This window comes from Pumilibacter muris (assembly GCF_943193045.1).
In the GTDB taxonomy this organism is placed as follows: Bacteria; Bacillota; Clostridia; order Christensenellales; family Pumilibacteraceae; genus Pumilibacter; species Pumilibacter muris.
The window spans coordinates 272,295-288,956 of record NZ_CALPCN010000002.1 but is presented as its reverse complement, the minus strand read 5'-3'; the positions used below and the strand labels follow the sequence as shown (position 1 = coordinate 288,956).

Below are 16,662 nucleotides of genomic sequence, written 5' to 3'. Positions count from 1 at the left end.
TTGCGCTATAATATTTTAAGAATATTCAGCGGAGAAAAAAGCGTATGAAGATTATTTGTAACGGAGCGGATTTGTCGGATGCGGTGAGCAAGGTGTATAAGGCGGCTTCCGCTCGCACCACAAACGTAATACTCGAAGGTATAAAACTCAAAGCGGCCGACGGAAGTCTTACGCTTACGGCAACCGACCTCGAACTTGCGATAGAAAAGTGTATCGTAGCCGATGTTCTTATAGAGGGCGAAACGGTTGTGCCCGGCAGATTCTTTTCGGAGTTCGTTAAAAAACTGACGTTCGACAGAATAGAGCTCAGCTTGACCGACGCGAACCAACTTAAAATAAAGTATACCGACAGCGAGGGAATGCTTCAATGTATGAACCCCGCCGAATATCCTCAAATCAAGGAGCTCGGCGAAGCGCAAGCGTTCACTGTGGCGAAAAAAGATTTCCGCGACCTTGTGAATAAAATAGCGTTTTCGGTTAGCGTTGACGACGCTCGCCCCTTGCTTAAAGGCGTGTTGTTGGAAATAGGGGACGATTCCGTAACGGGCGTGGCGCTCGACGGCTACCGACTTGCGAAGTGCGTTAAGCCTATCGAAAAAACCACCGCTATGATGAGCGCCGTTGTTCCCGCGCGTTGCCTCGTTGAAATTTCCAAACTTCTCGAAGACAACGAAGAGCCTGTGGAAATTCGCATTCAGCGCAATTATATGCTTGTGGATTTGGGGCATACGAGAGTTACAACGCGATTGCTTGACGGCGATTTTATAAACTACAAGCAAATTATTCCGGGTTCGTTCGAAAGCACCGTAACCGTTCCCAAAGACCAGTTCGAGTCAGGGCTTGAACGCGCTATCTTGCTTGCCCGTTCGGATAAAAACAATCTTGTGCGGTTCGACGTGAAAGAAGGCGTCATGCAACTTTCGAGTAACAGCGACATAGGAAACATAACCGAAAAAATTCCCGTAAAACTCAACGGTCTCGATATTGCCATAGCGTTCAACGCCAGATACTTTACCGAATTGTTGCGCTATATAGACTGCGACAACATTGTTATTAAATTTATAAATTCGGTTAGCCCTTGCGTGGTTGTTCCCGCAGGCGGAGTGGAAGATTTTATGTATCTTATTTTGCCCGTGCGCATGCTCGGCTAAAATTTTGAACACGACGCGCAAATTCCACGTAAAAACAGCTTGAAAATCCTTGCGTTTTTCGCGCGTTTATAGTAAAATAAAAAAGCTCGGTTCGTCGCGTCCGCCTTTATGGGCGCGATAACGCGCTTTTAAAACAAATATGCTCCTGTGGCACAGCTATCGAGCGAGTGCTTAGCCGAGCACGAAGTGCGAACGCCACGAGCGCAAGCGAGTATTCGTAATCACGATTACGAATCACCCAAAGTATCTTAAACAAAAAAATATGCTCCTGTGGCACAGCTAATCGAGCGAGTGCTTAGCCGAGCACAAAGTGCGAACGCCACGAGCGTAAGCGAGTATTCGTAATCACGATTACGAATCACCCAAAGTATCTTAAACAAAAAAATATGCTCCTGTGGCTCAGTTGGTAGAGCGAGTGATTCGTAATCACTAGGTCAGCGGTTCAAGTCCGCTCAGGAGCTCCAAGGTAAGTATACAAACCTGTGTCATGTGAGATGACGCAGGTTTGTATCATTTAAGAGACAAAACGAAGATATTTTGCAAAATCATAATTTAACTCAATAAGGTTGTGTTATGATTTTTTTCTTACAAAGGAGACGGTATGCAAAGGGTAGTAGTATATTGCAGAGTAAGCACCAAAGAAGAATTGCAACAACATAGTCTCAAAGCGCAACAAGAGTATTATGAAAAGTGGGTAAAAGAAAATAAGGATTACATACTTGTAGGAATGTATGTGGATATTGCAAGTGGTTTGAAAAAGAAAGGACGAGTGCAATTCGATAAAATGTTGAAAGAGTGTAAAAGGAAAAGAGTGGATTTAATCGTAACCAAGTCTATTAGTAGGTTTGCACGGAATACGTTAGACTTTTTGAAAACGATACGAAAGTTAAAGAGAATAGGTGTAGATATTTATTTTGAAAACGAAAAAATATGGTTAAGTAAAGAAAGGAGTGAAATGTATATGGCAATTATGGCGGCGATAGCGCAAGAAGAAAGTTTGGCTAAAAGTAACAATATAAAATGGGGGCTGAGCCGTGGATTTGCAAGTGGAAAATCAAAATTGGCAAATAGAGTGTGTTATGGATATAAAACCGATAAAGCTGGTAATTTGGTTGTTGATAATGAGACGGCAGAAAATGTTAGATTGATATTTGCTTTATATTTGCAAGGATACAGTTTAAGTAAGATAGCGAAAGAATTGAAAAGCAAAGGAATAAAATCTCCTACGGGAAAAGAAGAGTGGACAAGCGCAGCAATAGATAAGCTGCTTACCAACGAAAAATATATAGGACATGTGATGTTGCAAAAGACGTATATTCCCGATGTATTAAAACAAGTGCAAAAAAAGAACGATGGCGAATTACCGCGATATCTCTATGAGAACAATCATATAGGGATAATAGAGGCAGAAGTTTTTGAGGCATTACAAGCCGAGAGAAAAAGAAGATGTAATATTACAGTGGATAGCAAAGGTAAAATTACAAGAAAAACCACGCGGTATTCCGGTGGTAACGAATTATCCGGAAAGATAAAATGCGATGAGTGTGGTAGAAACTTTCGGCGGATAACAACGCATAGCGGTGAAATAGTTTGGCGATGCGCAGGACGAGTGGAGAAAGGTGGTAATTGCAATTCCGAAACAGTAAAACAGAGTGAAATAGGCAAGTTGTTGAAAGAAAAATTTGGTGAGGCAATGGAACTAACGGAGATGTATAGAAGAGTGAAAGAAATTATAGTACGAAACAAGCATTTAGATATAGTTGTTTAAGAAAATTTTAACGACCTACGATGTCCAAATCGTCACCAAATCTTCGAAGGGGTAATCGTAGAATCCAAAGAGCAAATTCGAATAGTCTTCGTGGGCGGAATGGAAGTGGTGGAAAGACTTAATTATATAGCAATGTAGCTATAAATCCGAATAGTGGCATATTTGGATTTTTGTTTATAAATACTTGTAAAAAACACCTTATATGTGTTAAGATTAAATAGTAGTAAAAAGTTGGCTGGTAGATATGATAAATATCTTTCGATTACCTATTTATAATTGTCCGCCCACGCAAATAGCAGATAAATATTTGACTGCTCGTGAAAAGCGTGTTCGTGAATTGGAATCTCTGGGATGGGAACGGGAAAGAGCAATTTTGCATTATAGCTCATCATATAGTGATAAAATTGATGTGGATAATTATATCATTGGCTATTTGTATGTAGATTTTAATAATGATTGTTTTCAGTATAGGCTTGCGATATGTAGAACAGCTAATTCAAGAAATATATATAAAATGCCTTTGTACACAACAGTTAAACATTATATGCTTGAATATCATGTTAATGGGATTTACGATTCACCATATGAATATGGTAAACTGAAAAGCAATGAAGAAATTGCTCATATGATAGAAGAGTCTATTAATTCAATATGCGATAATGATATTAATGGGGCATATTGTGAACGAGAACCTTTTAATAGACTGAATCGTCATTTGAATTATATAGCACTATTGAGTGAGCTTAAAGCATATTAGAAAAATCACTTGTTGATTGAAATTTATACGCAGGATGGATGATATAGATGACAGCAAAAGAAATGTACGAAGAGATGGCAGCTCGGTATATCAAGAAAACGGGTAATATTGATCCATTAAGAAAAATATATGAAAAATATGTTACCAATTTTGATGCAATGGTAGAAAAAATTAGTAAAATGGATTTTGCTAATGAGATTCTTGCTCCTCCGTTAATAACCGCAATATCGGCAGACGATAAGAAATTATTGAAAAAGATTTTGATTAAAACACTTCCAATTGATAGTATTAATGCCCATTCAATAAAGGTAAATGATAGTGAATATTTGGTTGTTTTGAATGAACGTCTTTTGTCATTGATTTATACCTATCAAGAAATACAGTTTGTGTCTGCCCAAAAGTATTTAAAAGGTGAGAGAGATTGCAAATTTTCAAAATACTATAGTCCATTAATTGATTGCTATCTAACACCTAACTCGAATAAAACTTTACCTGTGTTTGATTTGAGCTATTTATCTATGCAGCTTAGGTTAATGATAGGGTACAACTCTATTGCGAAAGAGCAATTTGTGTTGGCTCATGAATTGGCGCATATTTTCTTGAATCATTTTGATGAGGCAGATAAGAAGACATTTAAGGAAAAGGAATTTGAGGCTGATATACAGGCACTAAGATGGATGGCGAATATCGTTGAACATAGAGAAATTCCAATTGAATTATCTACGTGCGTAGAAATTTTTATGTTATTTCATCTTATTGAATGTAATTTGGGATTTCCTGATAAAGATGCAACTCATCCAGCCTCAATAGAAAGGTTGACGAATATCTATCAAAATTGCGGTGATGTATTAAGTAATGAAGATAAAGAATTTATTGGATCTATGATTATGAATGCTTGTGATATTGATAGTTTCATTATTGAATAGTATATTTTATATTTCTATAGAAGGGAATGAAAAGACAGACATTTAAATCATAATGAGGTATAATTATATAATGGATATGCAACGGTTAGACAATAAAATATCAACCTGTTGGATTAATGTTAATCGTGCTTGCAATTTGAGATGTAGCTGGTGTTATGCTCAAAGCACTAAGTTTAATAATAAAAAATTACTATGGAAAGATGCTAAAAAAATTGTTGATATTTTTAGTGAATATGGCACCAAGAGTTTCATTATTTTGGGTGGTGAGCCTACATTATATGAAAATTTACCGCAGTTATTAGAATATATATATTTGAAAGGTGGTAGTAGCACAATAGTTACTAATGCAATACGGTTTTCAGATAAACAATATTTGATAAATTTGCAAAAAAGTCATTTAGATGGAATTGGTATTTCGGTTAAAGGATATGATAAAAAGTCATTTATAAATAATACTGGATTTGACGGCTTTCAAAAGTTTGAATTGGCAATCAACAATTTGACAGAAAACGGATTGAAGTATAATCCATCGTTTGTTATCTCCAAAGATAGTATTGATTATATTGAAAACGTACTTGAATACTTAATGCGTCACAATGTGCAACATATTAGTTTATCATTTTACAAGCAACCCTTTGGGATAGAAGGTATTGGCGATAAACCACAAGAGTTAATAAACAAGTTTGCGGAAAAATATGAGATAATTAATAAAATCACAGGAGGCCATTTTTCTCTACATCAATCTTTGCCTTTTTGCTTATGGCCCAAAGATTTGATAGTTTTAATGAATTCGAGGAACCAACTCCGTTCATTATGTCAGTTAATATGTCATAATGGGCTGGTAGTTGATGTGGATATGAATTTATGTGTTTGTAATATGCTTTATGATTATCCAATAGGCACAATAAATGAAAAAATGCGAACTGGTAGAGATTTAAGTGAATTTTGGCATAATAAACATACTTATGACATATATAAAAGCTTGCTAAGATTGCCTTCTAAAGTGTGTGAAACATGTGAAGAATTATCTTATTGTGCGGGTGGATGTGTAATGCAGTATTTCAATTATGCGCTTGATGATATTAGGAGAGCTAAAAATGAAAATTAATGATTTTATAAAAAGAATTTTTTTATATGGACAATATAAAGATTTTCAATTGGTACCAATTCATCACATGAGAAAAAGCTATGCTTTAAATGAGTATGGTGATTGTGACTCAAATGATTGTTATACGAAAAAAGATTGTGATTGCGCATGTGTATGTGAGTGCGATTGTGATTGTCATTGTGTTTGTGAATGTGACGATTGCGATTGTTATTGTAGGGGAACTAAACCAGGGGATTGAACAAAAACAAGCGCGATAGTTCAAGTCACCTTGAAAAATTGCAAAATATCTTTTTCGTAGTCGCCTCACAACGAAAAATGTCGTAATTTGTCGAAAGATAAAGTGCGGCATTTTTTATAAAGTTTTTATCGCAAATCGGCATTGCTGACAGAGATTGTCAACATTATTATGCTACAATATTAAGGAAAATGGCTTTTTAAGTGAGTACGTAAGTCCCGAAGTCGGGCGGTAGTCGCTTTTTTGTTTTTTTGCTGTTTTCCCAAATTTGCATAAGGAGAAAAATACTTTGGAGGAAGATGTATGGAAGAAAGCAAAAAGTAATGCGGCAAATGCAATGCGGAATAGCGACTGGGTGCAGTGGATACACGAGGGAACGGGATTTGCTACTACGCAAGCGGAAAGGGATTTAAGAATCGTGTGGGAAGCGTTGAGCGGGAAAAAACATTGTGCAGTATGTATGAATTTGAGCGGTTGTTGTTTTCCGCGTAATAATATGCCCGAATATCCGTTGCATCCTAATTGCCACTGTAAAACAGAACCGATTGGCGCAATAACGGCAACGGCAAGATGCAGAGAGAGCAAAGTGAAAGGTTGGATATTTAATCCGTCGGTACCGAACGGAAAAAAAGAGTTGTTTTATGAGTGGGGATATAGTATAATTGATAAGGATTGGTTAATATCCGAATATATCAGGCAGGGTAAAGAAAAATACGAAAGAGGAGATTTTACGTTACATAAGTTAAACGAATACGGACAACAAATCAACATAATAATAGAATTGCCGAGAAAAGATAGAATCGGCACGGTAACGTTTACGTCCGGGTGGATGGTGTACCCGAACGGCGTAATAGAATTAGTTACCGGATTTGGGAGGAGATAACATGAAAGAAGATGACAGAGTAAGGCTCGTAGTCGAAAAAGAGAAGTATGTGAGGGAGGGTGTACATAAAGGAGCGAACGGCACGATATGCGACCCTCGTAATATAAACGGACAATGGCTTGTAAGTTTTAGGGAACAGGACGGTTATATGGAGCTTGCATGTATTCCGGTTAAAGAAGAAGATTTGGAAGTGACATGGGAAGCGCCTGTATGTAAAGTAGGCGCTAACGTATTGTTTTTTTCCACCAAAGAAAAGTATTCCGTTCAAGGGATAACGAACGGAATGTTCGGCGTGATTGTGGCGCAAGGCGAAGACGAAGAGCATTGGAAAGTGAAGTTTATTTTGAAAGACGGCACGGAAAAATTTGTTTCCGTTTACGATAACGATATGCAACCGATACGGGACGACGAATTGGACGCATACAAAAAGGAAGTAGAGCGAGAGTTAAAACGAAGGCAAATGCGTTAAACGTTACGTCGGCGGTTCAAGTCACGTGAAAAATCGCAAAATATCTTTCCGAAGGAATGGACGACGCAGTGCAAACGGTTATGACGCAAGGCGAACTGTGGACGGATAATTGTTTGTTTGATTAGTAAAATCTGTGTTTTGTGTAAGTATTAAGCGTTTTTATTTATTGACGGAGGCGGTGCCTCATGCTATAATTAGCGCTATAAAACAAAAGTTTTCGGAGGGCGATGATGAAAAAGAAGCGGTTGGTTGTTCTTTTATTTTGCGTGAGTTTTGCTTTGGGAATTTGTTTCGGCGGTTACGCGTTAAGTTTTGCGGCGTTTTCGGAAAACAACGCAACCGAACGCGTTCCCGTTGAGAAAACAGCTTTTGCGTCGGGGGGATATAACGACGGGCTTGTTGAAACGTATCGCTCTGACGTCGCGGCTAAAAATGCGCCTACGGTGGTGTGTGACGTTACCGACAAAACTACTCTCGATTCGCTTACTGCGGGCGACGAACGTCCGTCGAATGCGATTTTGCGCCTTGACGCCGATTGCAACGTTACAGGCGCGGGCGGCGAAATTCTCGGAAGTTTTAAAGACGTTTACGCAAACATATTGCAAGGGAAAATTATTCCCGTTTTGTATTTGAAAGACGGCGCGGCGGCTTCGGCGGCTATTCGGTTTTTATCCGAAGACACCGACATTCTCGATTTGGCGGTTATGTCTGACACTCCGTCGATTATAAAAACGCTACGGGAATTCAATAATAAAATTCGCGGAATTATATCGTATGCGGCGAACGCCGACTTATACGACGTTGTGAAAACAACTAACGAAAATTACGCCAACGTGGCTGTGCTTCCGCAAAGCGCGGCTTCGGCGAAAAACGTGCGCTACGTTCATGCGCGCTTTAAAACCGTGTGGGTAACGGCGAACTCGTCCGACGAAATGACTTTGCGCGACTGCATAAACAGCGGCGCCTACGGAGTAATTGCGTCCGATTTCGGCGCGGTTTACGGAGTTTTGCGCACCTACGGGGAAAACGATTTGTTCCGCGCGCCGTTTAACGTTGCGCACAGAGGGCTTCCTAAGCAATGCAACGAAAATTCCGTGAGCGGCGCTTTGGCTGCGGCGGCGAGCGGAGCCACGCACGTTGAGCTCGACGGTTGGATTACCACCGACAACGAAATTATGTTGTTGCACGACGGCTTATTAGACAGAACCACAACGGGCACCGGGCATATAGAAAATTATTCCGCCGCAGAGCTGAAACAGTTCACTTTAACTCTCGATGCCGAACCTATTCCGTCGCTTACCGATGCAATTCGCGCGCTAAAAGACACGGGAGTTATAATCGTGTTCGAAATCAAAACAAAAAAACCCGAAATCGTGGCAAGACTGAAACAAGTTTTAAACGAGGAAAATTGTTACGACAGACTTGTGGTTATATCGTTCGAAACGTCTATTCTCGCGCTAATGAAAGAGCTTTTGCCCGAAGTGCCCACAGCGAATTTAAATTCTTGCTCGGCGAGCACTTTTAAAACCGATTTGTTGCAGCTCGGCGAACTGAACACCGGCGTCGATTGCAATTCGGGAACTGTCAGCCCGAAGTTTAACGAATATTACTTGCGCGACAGAGGATTTGTGGGTTGGTACTGGACTTACGACAATCGCTCGCTTATGAACCGCGCGGTGGAATGCGGATACGTTGGAATTACCAACAACGAGGCGGATGCTTACGCAAACAACCTTATGCTTGTTGAGGGCGCGCAAGACTATGCCGAAAAGCTCGAACGGGGAGATAAAATTACGTTGAAAGTTACTACGTTCGCGGGCGCCGTAAAACAAGCGGAAGGCGTGGTTACGCATTGCGTGGATAAAGGCGACGGTTGGGAAGTTACGGCGTTATACAATTCTTCGCGCAACACCTACCACACTCAACGTTTTTGGGTGCGAAAGGGCGCGCAAAAGAAAGGGTGCGGTTCGTTGGTTGAACCAACCGCGAGCGGCGCTGCTACTTTAACGTTTTTGCTCGGCGCGGTTTGTTTGATTATTCGGCGGCGCAAAAAAACGGCGTAACAAAAACAAGTGAAAGAGTTAAGCGTTTTTCGTATTTGTGCGAAAGACGCTTTTAAATTTAACAAACAGTTTTTTTGCTTTCGCGCTCGAATACGCATAGGCTTGACTTTTTTTTTGTGTGCGGCTATAATAATAAGGCGGCGAAATTTGCCGCGAGGAGAAATAGCATGCTGCGAGAAAAAATTCTGAAAAACGCCGAAATGAAAGTGAACACCCGCGACATGGAGGTGCTGAAAGAGTTTTTTCCGTCGTGTTTCGATAAAAACGGAAAATTCGATATAAACGCGTTTAAGGAAAGGATTTTCACCGAAAACGTGGAAATTAAAAAAGAAAACTATTCGCTGAACTTTCTCGGAAAATCTTACGGGAGGTATTTGGCTTCGCTCGATTCCGAAGCCGTTTTGCAACCGTGCGAAGAACAGGACGAGAACTCGGAAAACGTGTATATTGCGGGCGATAATTTGGAAGCTTTGCGGTATCTTAAATATTCGTATTGCCAAAAAATAAAGTGCATATACATAGACCCGCCGTACAATACGGGCGCCGACGGATTTATTTATAACGACAAATTCGATTTCACGGCGGAGGAACTCGCCGAAAAAATCGACATAGACGAAGAAGAGGCGGAACGCATTTTAAACCTAAGGGGACGCAACACCCACTCGGCGTGGCTTACGTTTATGGAGCCGCGTTTGGAGCTTGCGCGCGAACTTTTAACGTTAGACGGCGTAATATTTATTAGCATAGACGAAAACGAATACGCAAACTTAAAGATTTTATGCGACGGCATTTTCGGCGAAGCGAACTATGTTAGCACATTCGTGTGGGAAAAAACACAGCATTTCGGCAGACAAAAGCTTAACTATTACTCAAACTCCGATTATATAGTGTGTTACGCGCGCGAAAAGTCGGCGGCAAAACTGAAAGAATTGCTTGTTGAAAGCGTAACCGACGAGCTTGAGGACGCGCCGCTTTACAACGCGTCTAACAACGTTAACGAGCTTGCTTTCCCTGCGGGCACAGTCCGCTTTAAAATAGCCGACGGCGTGTATACAGAGACGGGAAGCCCCGACTACGAGCTTACGAACGCGGTAACGGTTGAGGGCGGCGTGAACAAAAACGAGTTTTCGCTCAAATTCAGGTCGCGTTGGTCGAACGCCACCGTGCGGGAAGAAATTGCGCAAGGCACCACTTTTTTGGTAAAAACCGAAAACTTCGCCGTTCGCGCGATATACGGCGCGGGAAGGTCGGCAACCGTCGCGCCAAAGCAAATACTTTTCACAAACCAAAGCAATCCGCGTTGCACAAAGAGCAGAACGGGCGAGAGAATAGACACGAGCGAAAACGCCACTAAGGCGCTTTGCGAACTTATGGGCGCCGAAGTGTTTTCGTACCCTAAGCCCGTGTCGCTTATAAAATATTTGCTCACGCTGTTATACGACGAAAAGAGCGGAACCCATTTAAAAGACTATACGGTGCTCGATTTCTTTTCGGGCTCGGGCACAACCGCGCATGCGGTTATGGAGCTTAACGCGCAAGACGGCGGAAAGCGCAAGTTTATTGCCGTGCAAATTCCCGAAAGCCTTGACGATTCGCTTGCGAGCGCCGAAAATCTTGCGGAACGGGCGTTGTTGCAAAACGCGATAAAGCTTTGCGACGCTACGGGGCGAGAACGCAATTTGGCGGAAGTCGGGCGCGAAAGAATAGCGCGCGCGGCGAACAAAATACGCGAGGAAAATCCGCTTTCGTGCAAGGGCGCTGATTTGGGGTGCAAAACTTATTATTTGCGCACTCCGAGCAAACAAACTCTCGATAAATTGCGCGACTTCGAGCCCGACGCGCTTTTCGACGTTGCCGACGTTAAAAGCGAGTTCGGCGCGGGCACGATTCTTGCGAGTTGGAAAGTTTTAGACGGCTACGGTTTTGCCGCCGCAACAAAGCCGCTCGATTTGTGCGGCTACACCGCTTACACGGTGTCTGATTCAAATATCGGAACCGCCGTATATCTGCTTGACGACATGCCGCAAGACGCCGTTAAAGAGCTTGTGCGCAAACTCGAAGCTTTCGAACTTAACGCCGACAGAATCGTGACGTACGGATACGCGTTGTCGTTTACTTCGGATTTGGCGCTTAAAGAAAATCTTTCTATGCTGAAAAACCGTCCGCCTATCAAAAGGCAAATAAGATATTAAGATTTAATAGTGCGCTCGCCTGTTGTGCGCGCGAAATACGCTTTCAAACATTTTTGTTACATAAGGTCGGTGCATATATATGAGACTCGAAAGTAATTTAACTCACCAATTAAACGCCGTAAACGCAGTTGCGGGCGTGTTTTACGGCATAGAGTTCGAGCCGAGCAAAGACCGAAACAAATGCGCGCGCATTGTTTCTTCGACGTCCGACATTGATAAAAGTATTAAAGCGGTGCAAGAGGGGCAGTTCTATGTCAACGGTTATACGCTTCCGGACTGCTACAAAAAAAACTATCAAAAATGCAAGTATCTTAACATAGACGTTAAAATGGAAACGGGCACGGGAAAAACTTACGTTTACACCCGCACTATGCTCGAATTACACAGTCGCTACGGAATAAACAAGTTTATAGTGCTTGTGCCCGGCGTTGCTATTAAAGAGGGCGCCAAACAATTTTTGACCTCCGACTACGTTAAAAGCGATTTGCTCGCGCTGTATAAAACGGAACTCAAACTGCATGTTTTAGACGCTCAAAAATCCGTTAAAGGCAGAAAGATGTTTCCGAGCGCCATTGCGGATTTTGCCAATGGGAACGATTTTAACGGAAATAGAATAGACGTTTTGTTGATGAACAGCGGTATGCTCACGTCGCGCAAAACTATGGACACCGACTACGACCAAACGCTTCTCGGCACTTATACCCGCCCTTACGACACATTGCGCGAAATTGCGCCGTTTGTGATTATAGACGAGCCGCACAGATTCCGCCGCGACCAAAAAACGTTCAAATGTTTGGTGGAAAAGTTAAAACCGCAATGCGTTATTCGTTACGGCGCCACGTTCCCCGAAATATCCGCAAAGTTTGAAGCCCGCGACTACGAAAACGTGGTTTACAATCTCGGTTCTTGCGATTCGTTTAACGGCAATCTTATTAAGGGCGTTGAAGTGGAATATATTGCCGAAGAAGAAAAAATGAAAGACAGGCTCAAACTTAAAGCCGTGTCTATTTCGGCAAACAAGGGCGAAACCAAAACCGTGCGGTTCCGCAACGAACAGGAAGGCAAGACCTACGATTTTACCGAAGGTCAGGCGCTTTCCGAAATCGACGAGAGCTTAGACGGAATAACGGTGTGCGAAATTGCGAAAGGAGTTGTTACTCTTTCCAACGGAATGGAACTGCGCACGGGCGATTCCATTTATCCGCAAGTGTTCGGCGAAACGTATCAAAAAACGATGCTCAACCTTGCGCTCGAACGCCATTTCGAAAAAGAGAAAGAAAATTTTTCGCGGCGCAACAAAATAAAAACGCTGTCGTTGTTTTTTATAGACAGTATAGATTCTTTCCGAAGCGACGGCTATTTGCGCAAAGAGTTCGAAGAAGCTTTAAAGCGCAAGCTTACAAGCGAAATAAAGTCGCTCACTTCGCCCGCTTATAAGGAATACAAAGCCTACCTCGAGTATTCGCTTGCGCACATACCCGAAACGATAGCGGCGTATTTTTCGGAAGACAACGGAACGGACAGCGAGGAAATAAAGCGCGAAGTAGACAAAGTTTTGCGCGCGAAAGACAAAATAATACGCATACGCGACGACGAAGGTAACTTCGAGCCCACGCGGTTTATATTCTCGAAATGGACGCTCAAAGAGGGTTGGGACAATCCGAACGTGTTCGTTATAGCAAAGCTTAGGAGCAGCGGAAGCGAAACGAGCAAACTGCAAGAAGTTGGGCGCGGGCTACGCTTGCCCGTTGACGAATACGGCAACCGCATAAGCGACGAGCAGTTTTATTTGCGCTATATAATAGACTTTTCGGAAAAAGATTTTGCCGACAGGCTAAAAAAGGAAATAAACGGCGACAGCGGCTTCGAGCTGAAAATCACGAGCGCGTTTTTAACGGATTACGCAAAACGCAAGCACATAAACGTTAAAGAATTTATGCGCGACTTAGTGCTTAAAAATTATATCGAGTTGCCGAATTACGACGTTATAGAAGAAAACCGCGAAAGCTTTATCGCGGAATACCCCGACTTATTCAAGGCGCTTAAAAACGGCAAGGTTATAGACGTGAACGGCGGCGGAAGTTCCGAAAAACTTGCGGTTCGCAAATATAACTTCGAAAAGCTCGAAAGTTTGTGGGCGGCGGTAAACGGAAAATATTATTTGCGTTACGGTTGTTTGCCTCACGAACAACTTATTGGCGAAATTAAGGCGGTGCTCGAAAAGGGCATAGACGGAGCTTCTACCGTAACAACCAAAATAGCGGCGAGCAAAAAAGACGAAAAAGACGGGAGCGTGGAGTTCGAGAGCAAAGCTGGCACGTCGCTCGCCGTAAAAAACGAAATGAGTTATTCGAGCTTTTTGAAAGAAGTTCGCAAGCTCGCAAATATACCGCCCGACGTTATGCACCGAGCGCTTTGCGAACATTTTAAGGGGAAAACAGTTCCCGAAAAGTTTTTCGGCAAGCAGACGCTTAAAAACTTTATAGAAGAGTTCAGGCGCAGATTTGTGGCTTATTACGAGCATAGGTTCGATTACGAAAAAATTCCCGTCGAGGTAAAAGATTCTTTCCGCGACGGCGCGGGCAATTTGAAAGAAAGCATTTTGCGGAGCGGCGTGGGCGTGTTGTCGTCTAACGATGCGCCGCCTAAAAATTATCTTTACGACGGCTGCGCCTACGATTCGCAGTTGGAAAAAGTAAATATCGTAAACGAAATATCGTCGAATAAGTTCGATGTGGAAGCTTTCGGGAAAATACCCAAGCGCACTGTGCGTATTCCGACGTATGCCGACGGCACTTACAGTCCCGACTTTATTTATTCTTTGCGCCTCAAAGACGGTTCGCAAGTTGGCGCCGTTAGCGAAACAAAGAACAAAGGAGAGCTTTCTCCGGAAGAAAAACGGAAAATCGCGTGCGCCGAAAAGCTGTTCGCCGTAATCGGCAAAGAAAAAGACGACATAATTTTTGTGACGCAAACCGAAGGGCAAAGCATGTTGCAGGTGCTCGAAAGCGCGGTAAAATAAAAGTATAAAAAAATCGGAGGTTTTGTATTATGGCAAAAGACGAGAAAAAAACAGAAGGGCAAAAGCTTCAAGAAAAGCTTTCTTATAAGAGAAAGAATTATTTCGAAGAGGCTTCAAAAGAGGAGCGCGACGCTATCTTTTCTTACGCGGAAGGATACAAGCGTTTTCTTGACGTTTCTAAAACTGAGCGCGAAGCGTGCGAATACGCTGTGCGCGCGGCGAAAGAAAACGGCTTCACCGAATATTTTTTCGGCGACAAATTGAAAAAAGGCGATAAAAAATATTTTGTGAACAGAGGCAAAAGCGTGGTTCTGTTCCGCGTGGGAAGCAAAAATCCCGAGCAAGACGGTTTTCGCATTATAGCGTCGCACATAGACGCGCCGAGAATAGACATTAAACAAAATCCGCTTTACGAGGATTCTGGCGTTTGCTTTTTGAAAACGCACTACTACGGCGGAATAAAGAAATATCAATGGACGGCTATTCCGCTCGCGCTTCACGGCACCGTTATTTTGAGCGACGGTTCCAAAAAAGAAATTCGCATAGGCGACGAAGAAAACGAACCCGTTTTCTATATAAACGACCTTTTGCCGCATTTGGGCGCCGACCAAATGAGCAAAAACGCGGGAAGATTTATAGACGCCGAACAGCTCAACGTTGTTGTCGGCGGGTTGCCTTATCCCGACAAAGAGACTTCAAACAAAATAAAGCTTACGGCGCTCAAAATATTAAACGAGAAATACGGAATGTGCGAAGAGGACTTTTTATCGAGCGAGCTTAGCGCCGTTCCCGCGTTTTCCGCGCGCGACGTAGGGCTTGACCGCGCGTTCATAGGCGCCTACGGGCACGACGACAGAGTTTGCGCGTATCCCGCGCTAACCGCTTTAATAGAGCAAGACAGCGAACACACGGTGCTTGCCATGCTTGTGGATAAAGAGGAAATAGGCAGCGAGGGCACAACGGGAATTCAGTGCAAGGTGTACGAAGACCTTATGGAAGAAATCGCGCTCGCGCTCGGCGCTAACTACCGCAAAGTTCGCGCGGCGTCTAAGTGTTTGTCGTCCGACGTTACGGCGGCTTACGACTCGAACTTTTCGGAAGTGTTCGAAAAAATGAACGCCGCATATGTGTCGTGCGGAACGTGCATGAGCAAGTTTACCGGCGCTCGCGGTAAGAGCGGCTCGAACGACGCTTCCGCCGAGTTCGTTGGCGAAATAAGAAAAATATTCGCCGACGAGGGCGTTGTGTGGCAAACTGCGGAGCTTGGAAAGGTAGACGTTGGCGGTGGCGGAACTGTGGCGAAATTCGTTGCGAAACTCAATATAGACACAGTGGATTTGGGCGTGCCCGTTTTATCGATGCACGCGCCGTATGAACTTATTTCAAAAGCGGATTTATACAGTAATTATAAGGCGTTTTTGGCTTTCCTCAAATAAAATAGCCCGGCCTTTTAGTCGCAAAATGCTGGTGTTACGATAAGAGGGGCGAGACACTATCGATTGTGTCCCGCCCCTTTTATCATTTTTGCAAAGCTTTTTGTGACCAAAAAGCCGATAGCGACGCAAAAGGGCAACAAAAAAAGAAATTCATTAAAAAAATTAGAAAATAATTAAAAAGCATAAAATAGCTAAAAACGTATTGACAATACTATGCGTTGTGTAGTATTATGTATTCAACAGTATGGAACGCGGCTGCGGCGAATTGCGGCGTTAAAAAAGCGGAAAGTGCTGTTAAGAAAAACCGTAAGGAGGGCGCAAGTGGATGCACAGTTAAAAAAGGGTTTGCTCGAAGTATGCGTGCTTGTTTCGCTCAAAAAAGAGGAAAGCTACGGCTATAAAATCATAAGCGACATATCGCCTTATATAGAGGTATCCGAAAGCACGCTGTATCCCATACTCAAACGCTTAGAGTCTACGGGGTGCCTAACTACGCGCACAAAAGAATACAACGGGCGGCTTAGAAAGTATTACATGATTACCGAAGCGGGTAATCGAAAAATTCGAGAATCGATTGTCGACCTCGACGAATTGAAACGAGTGTATGAATTTATTTACAAAGAGAGCGGAAGCTCGGTTTTGTGAGGGAGGT

Annotated in this window: 12 protein-coding genes and 1 tRNA gene; all 13 read left to right on the top strand. The window is 42.7% G+C overall.

Annotated features, from left to right (window positions below; genetic code table 11):
• The first annotated feature begins 44 nt into the window (after window positions 1-44).
• The 13 genes from dnaN (at window position 45) to NFR62_RS03950 (ending at window position 16,655) form a co-directional block, all read left to right on the top strand.
• Window positions 45-1,151 carry a DNA polymerase III subunit beta gene (gene dnaN, locus NFR62_RS04010; protein ID WP_251614623.1) on the top strand — a complete coding sequence of 369 codons (1,107 nt, stop codon included), beginning with the start codon at window positions 45-47 and terminating at the stop codon, window positions 1,149-1,151.
• A gap of 388 nt (window positions 1,152-1,539) precedes the next feature.
• A tRNA-Thr gene (locus NFR62_RS04005) sits at window positions 1,540-1,615 on the top strand.
• A 137-nt stretch (window positions 1,616-1,752) separates the two neighbouring features.
• A complete protein-coding gene (locus NFR62_RS04000) occupies window positions 1,753-2,919 on the top strand; it encodes a recombinase family protein (protein WP_251614620.1) in 1,167 nt (388 codons plus the stop codon).
• A 244-nt stretch (window positions 2,920-3,163) separates the two neighbouring features.
• On the top strand, window positions 3,164-3,676 hold the full coding sequence (locus NFR62_RS03995) for a hypothetical protein (RefSeq protein ID WP_251614616.1): 513 nt from the start codon (window positions 3,164-3,166) through the stop codon (window positions 3,674-3,676).
• Between the two features lie 47 nt (window positions 3,677-3,723).
• On the top strand, window positions 3,724-4,602 hold the full coding sequence (locus NFR62_RS03990; protein ID WP_251614613.1) for a hypothetical protein: 879 nt from the start codon (window positions 3,724-3,726) through the stop codon (window positions 4,600-4,602).
• Between the two features lie 70 nt (window positions 4,603-4,672).
• Complete coding sequence (locus NFR62_RS03985) at window positions 4,673-5,710, top strand: radical SAM/SPASM domain-containing protein (protein WP_251614609.1); 1,038 nt, start codon at window positions 4,673-4,675, stop codon at window positions 5,708-5,710.
• 524 nt (window positions 5,711-6,234) lie between these two features.
• Window positions 6,235-6,828: a hypothetical protein gene (locus NFR62_RS03980; protein WP_251614607.1), complete on the top strand. Its 594-nt coding sequence runs from the start codon at window positions 6,235-6,237 to the stop codon at window positions 6,826-6,828.
• A 1-nt stretch (window position 6,829) separates the two neighbouring features.
• Window positions 6,830-7,297, top strand: a complete 468-nt coding sequence (locus NFR62_RS03975) for a hypothetical protein (protein WP_251614605.1) — start codon at window positions 6,830-6,832, stop codon at window positions 7,295-7,297.
• Between the two features lie 227 nt (window positions 7,298-7,524).
• Complete coding sequence (locus tag NFR62_RS03970; protein ID WP_251614603.1) at window positions 7,525-9,360, top strand: glycerophosphodiester phosphodiesterase; 1,836 nt, start codon at window positions 7,525-7,527, stop codon at window positions 9,358-9,360.
• Between the two features lie 167 nt (window positions 9,361-9,527).
• Window positions 9,528-11,552, top strand: coding sequence for a site-specific DNA-methyltransferase (locus NFR62_RS03965; protein WP_251614600.1), 2,025 nt, complete (start codon window positions 9,528-9,530; stop codon window positions 11,550-11,552).
• A gap of 79 nt (window positions 11,553-11,631) precedes the next feature.
• A complete protein-coding gene (locus NFR62_RS03960) occupies window positions 11,632-14,574 on the top strand; it encodes a type III restriction-modification system endonuclease (RefSeq protein ID WP_251614597.1) in 2,943 nt (980 codons plus the stop codon).
• 29 nt (window positions 14,575-14,603) lie between these two features.
• Window positions 14,604-16,010 (top strand): aminopeptidase, encoded by a 1,407-nt coding sequence (locus NFR62_RS03955; protein ID WP_251614595.1) that lies wholly within the window; start codon window positions 14,604-14,606, stop codon window positions 16,008-16,010.
• 321 nt (window positions 16,011-16,331) lie between these two features.
• On the top strand, window positions 16,332-16,655 hold the full coding sequence (locus NFR62_RS03950) for a PadR family transcriptional regulator (RefSeq protein ID WP_251614593.1): 324 nt from the start codon (window positions 16,332-16,334) through the stop codon (window positions 16,653-16,655).
• Window positions 16,656-16,662 lie beyond the last annotated feature (7 nt).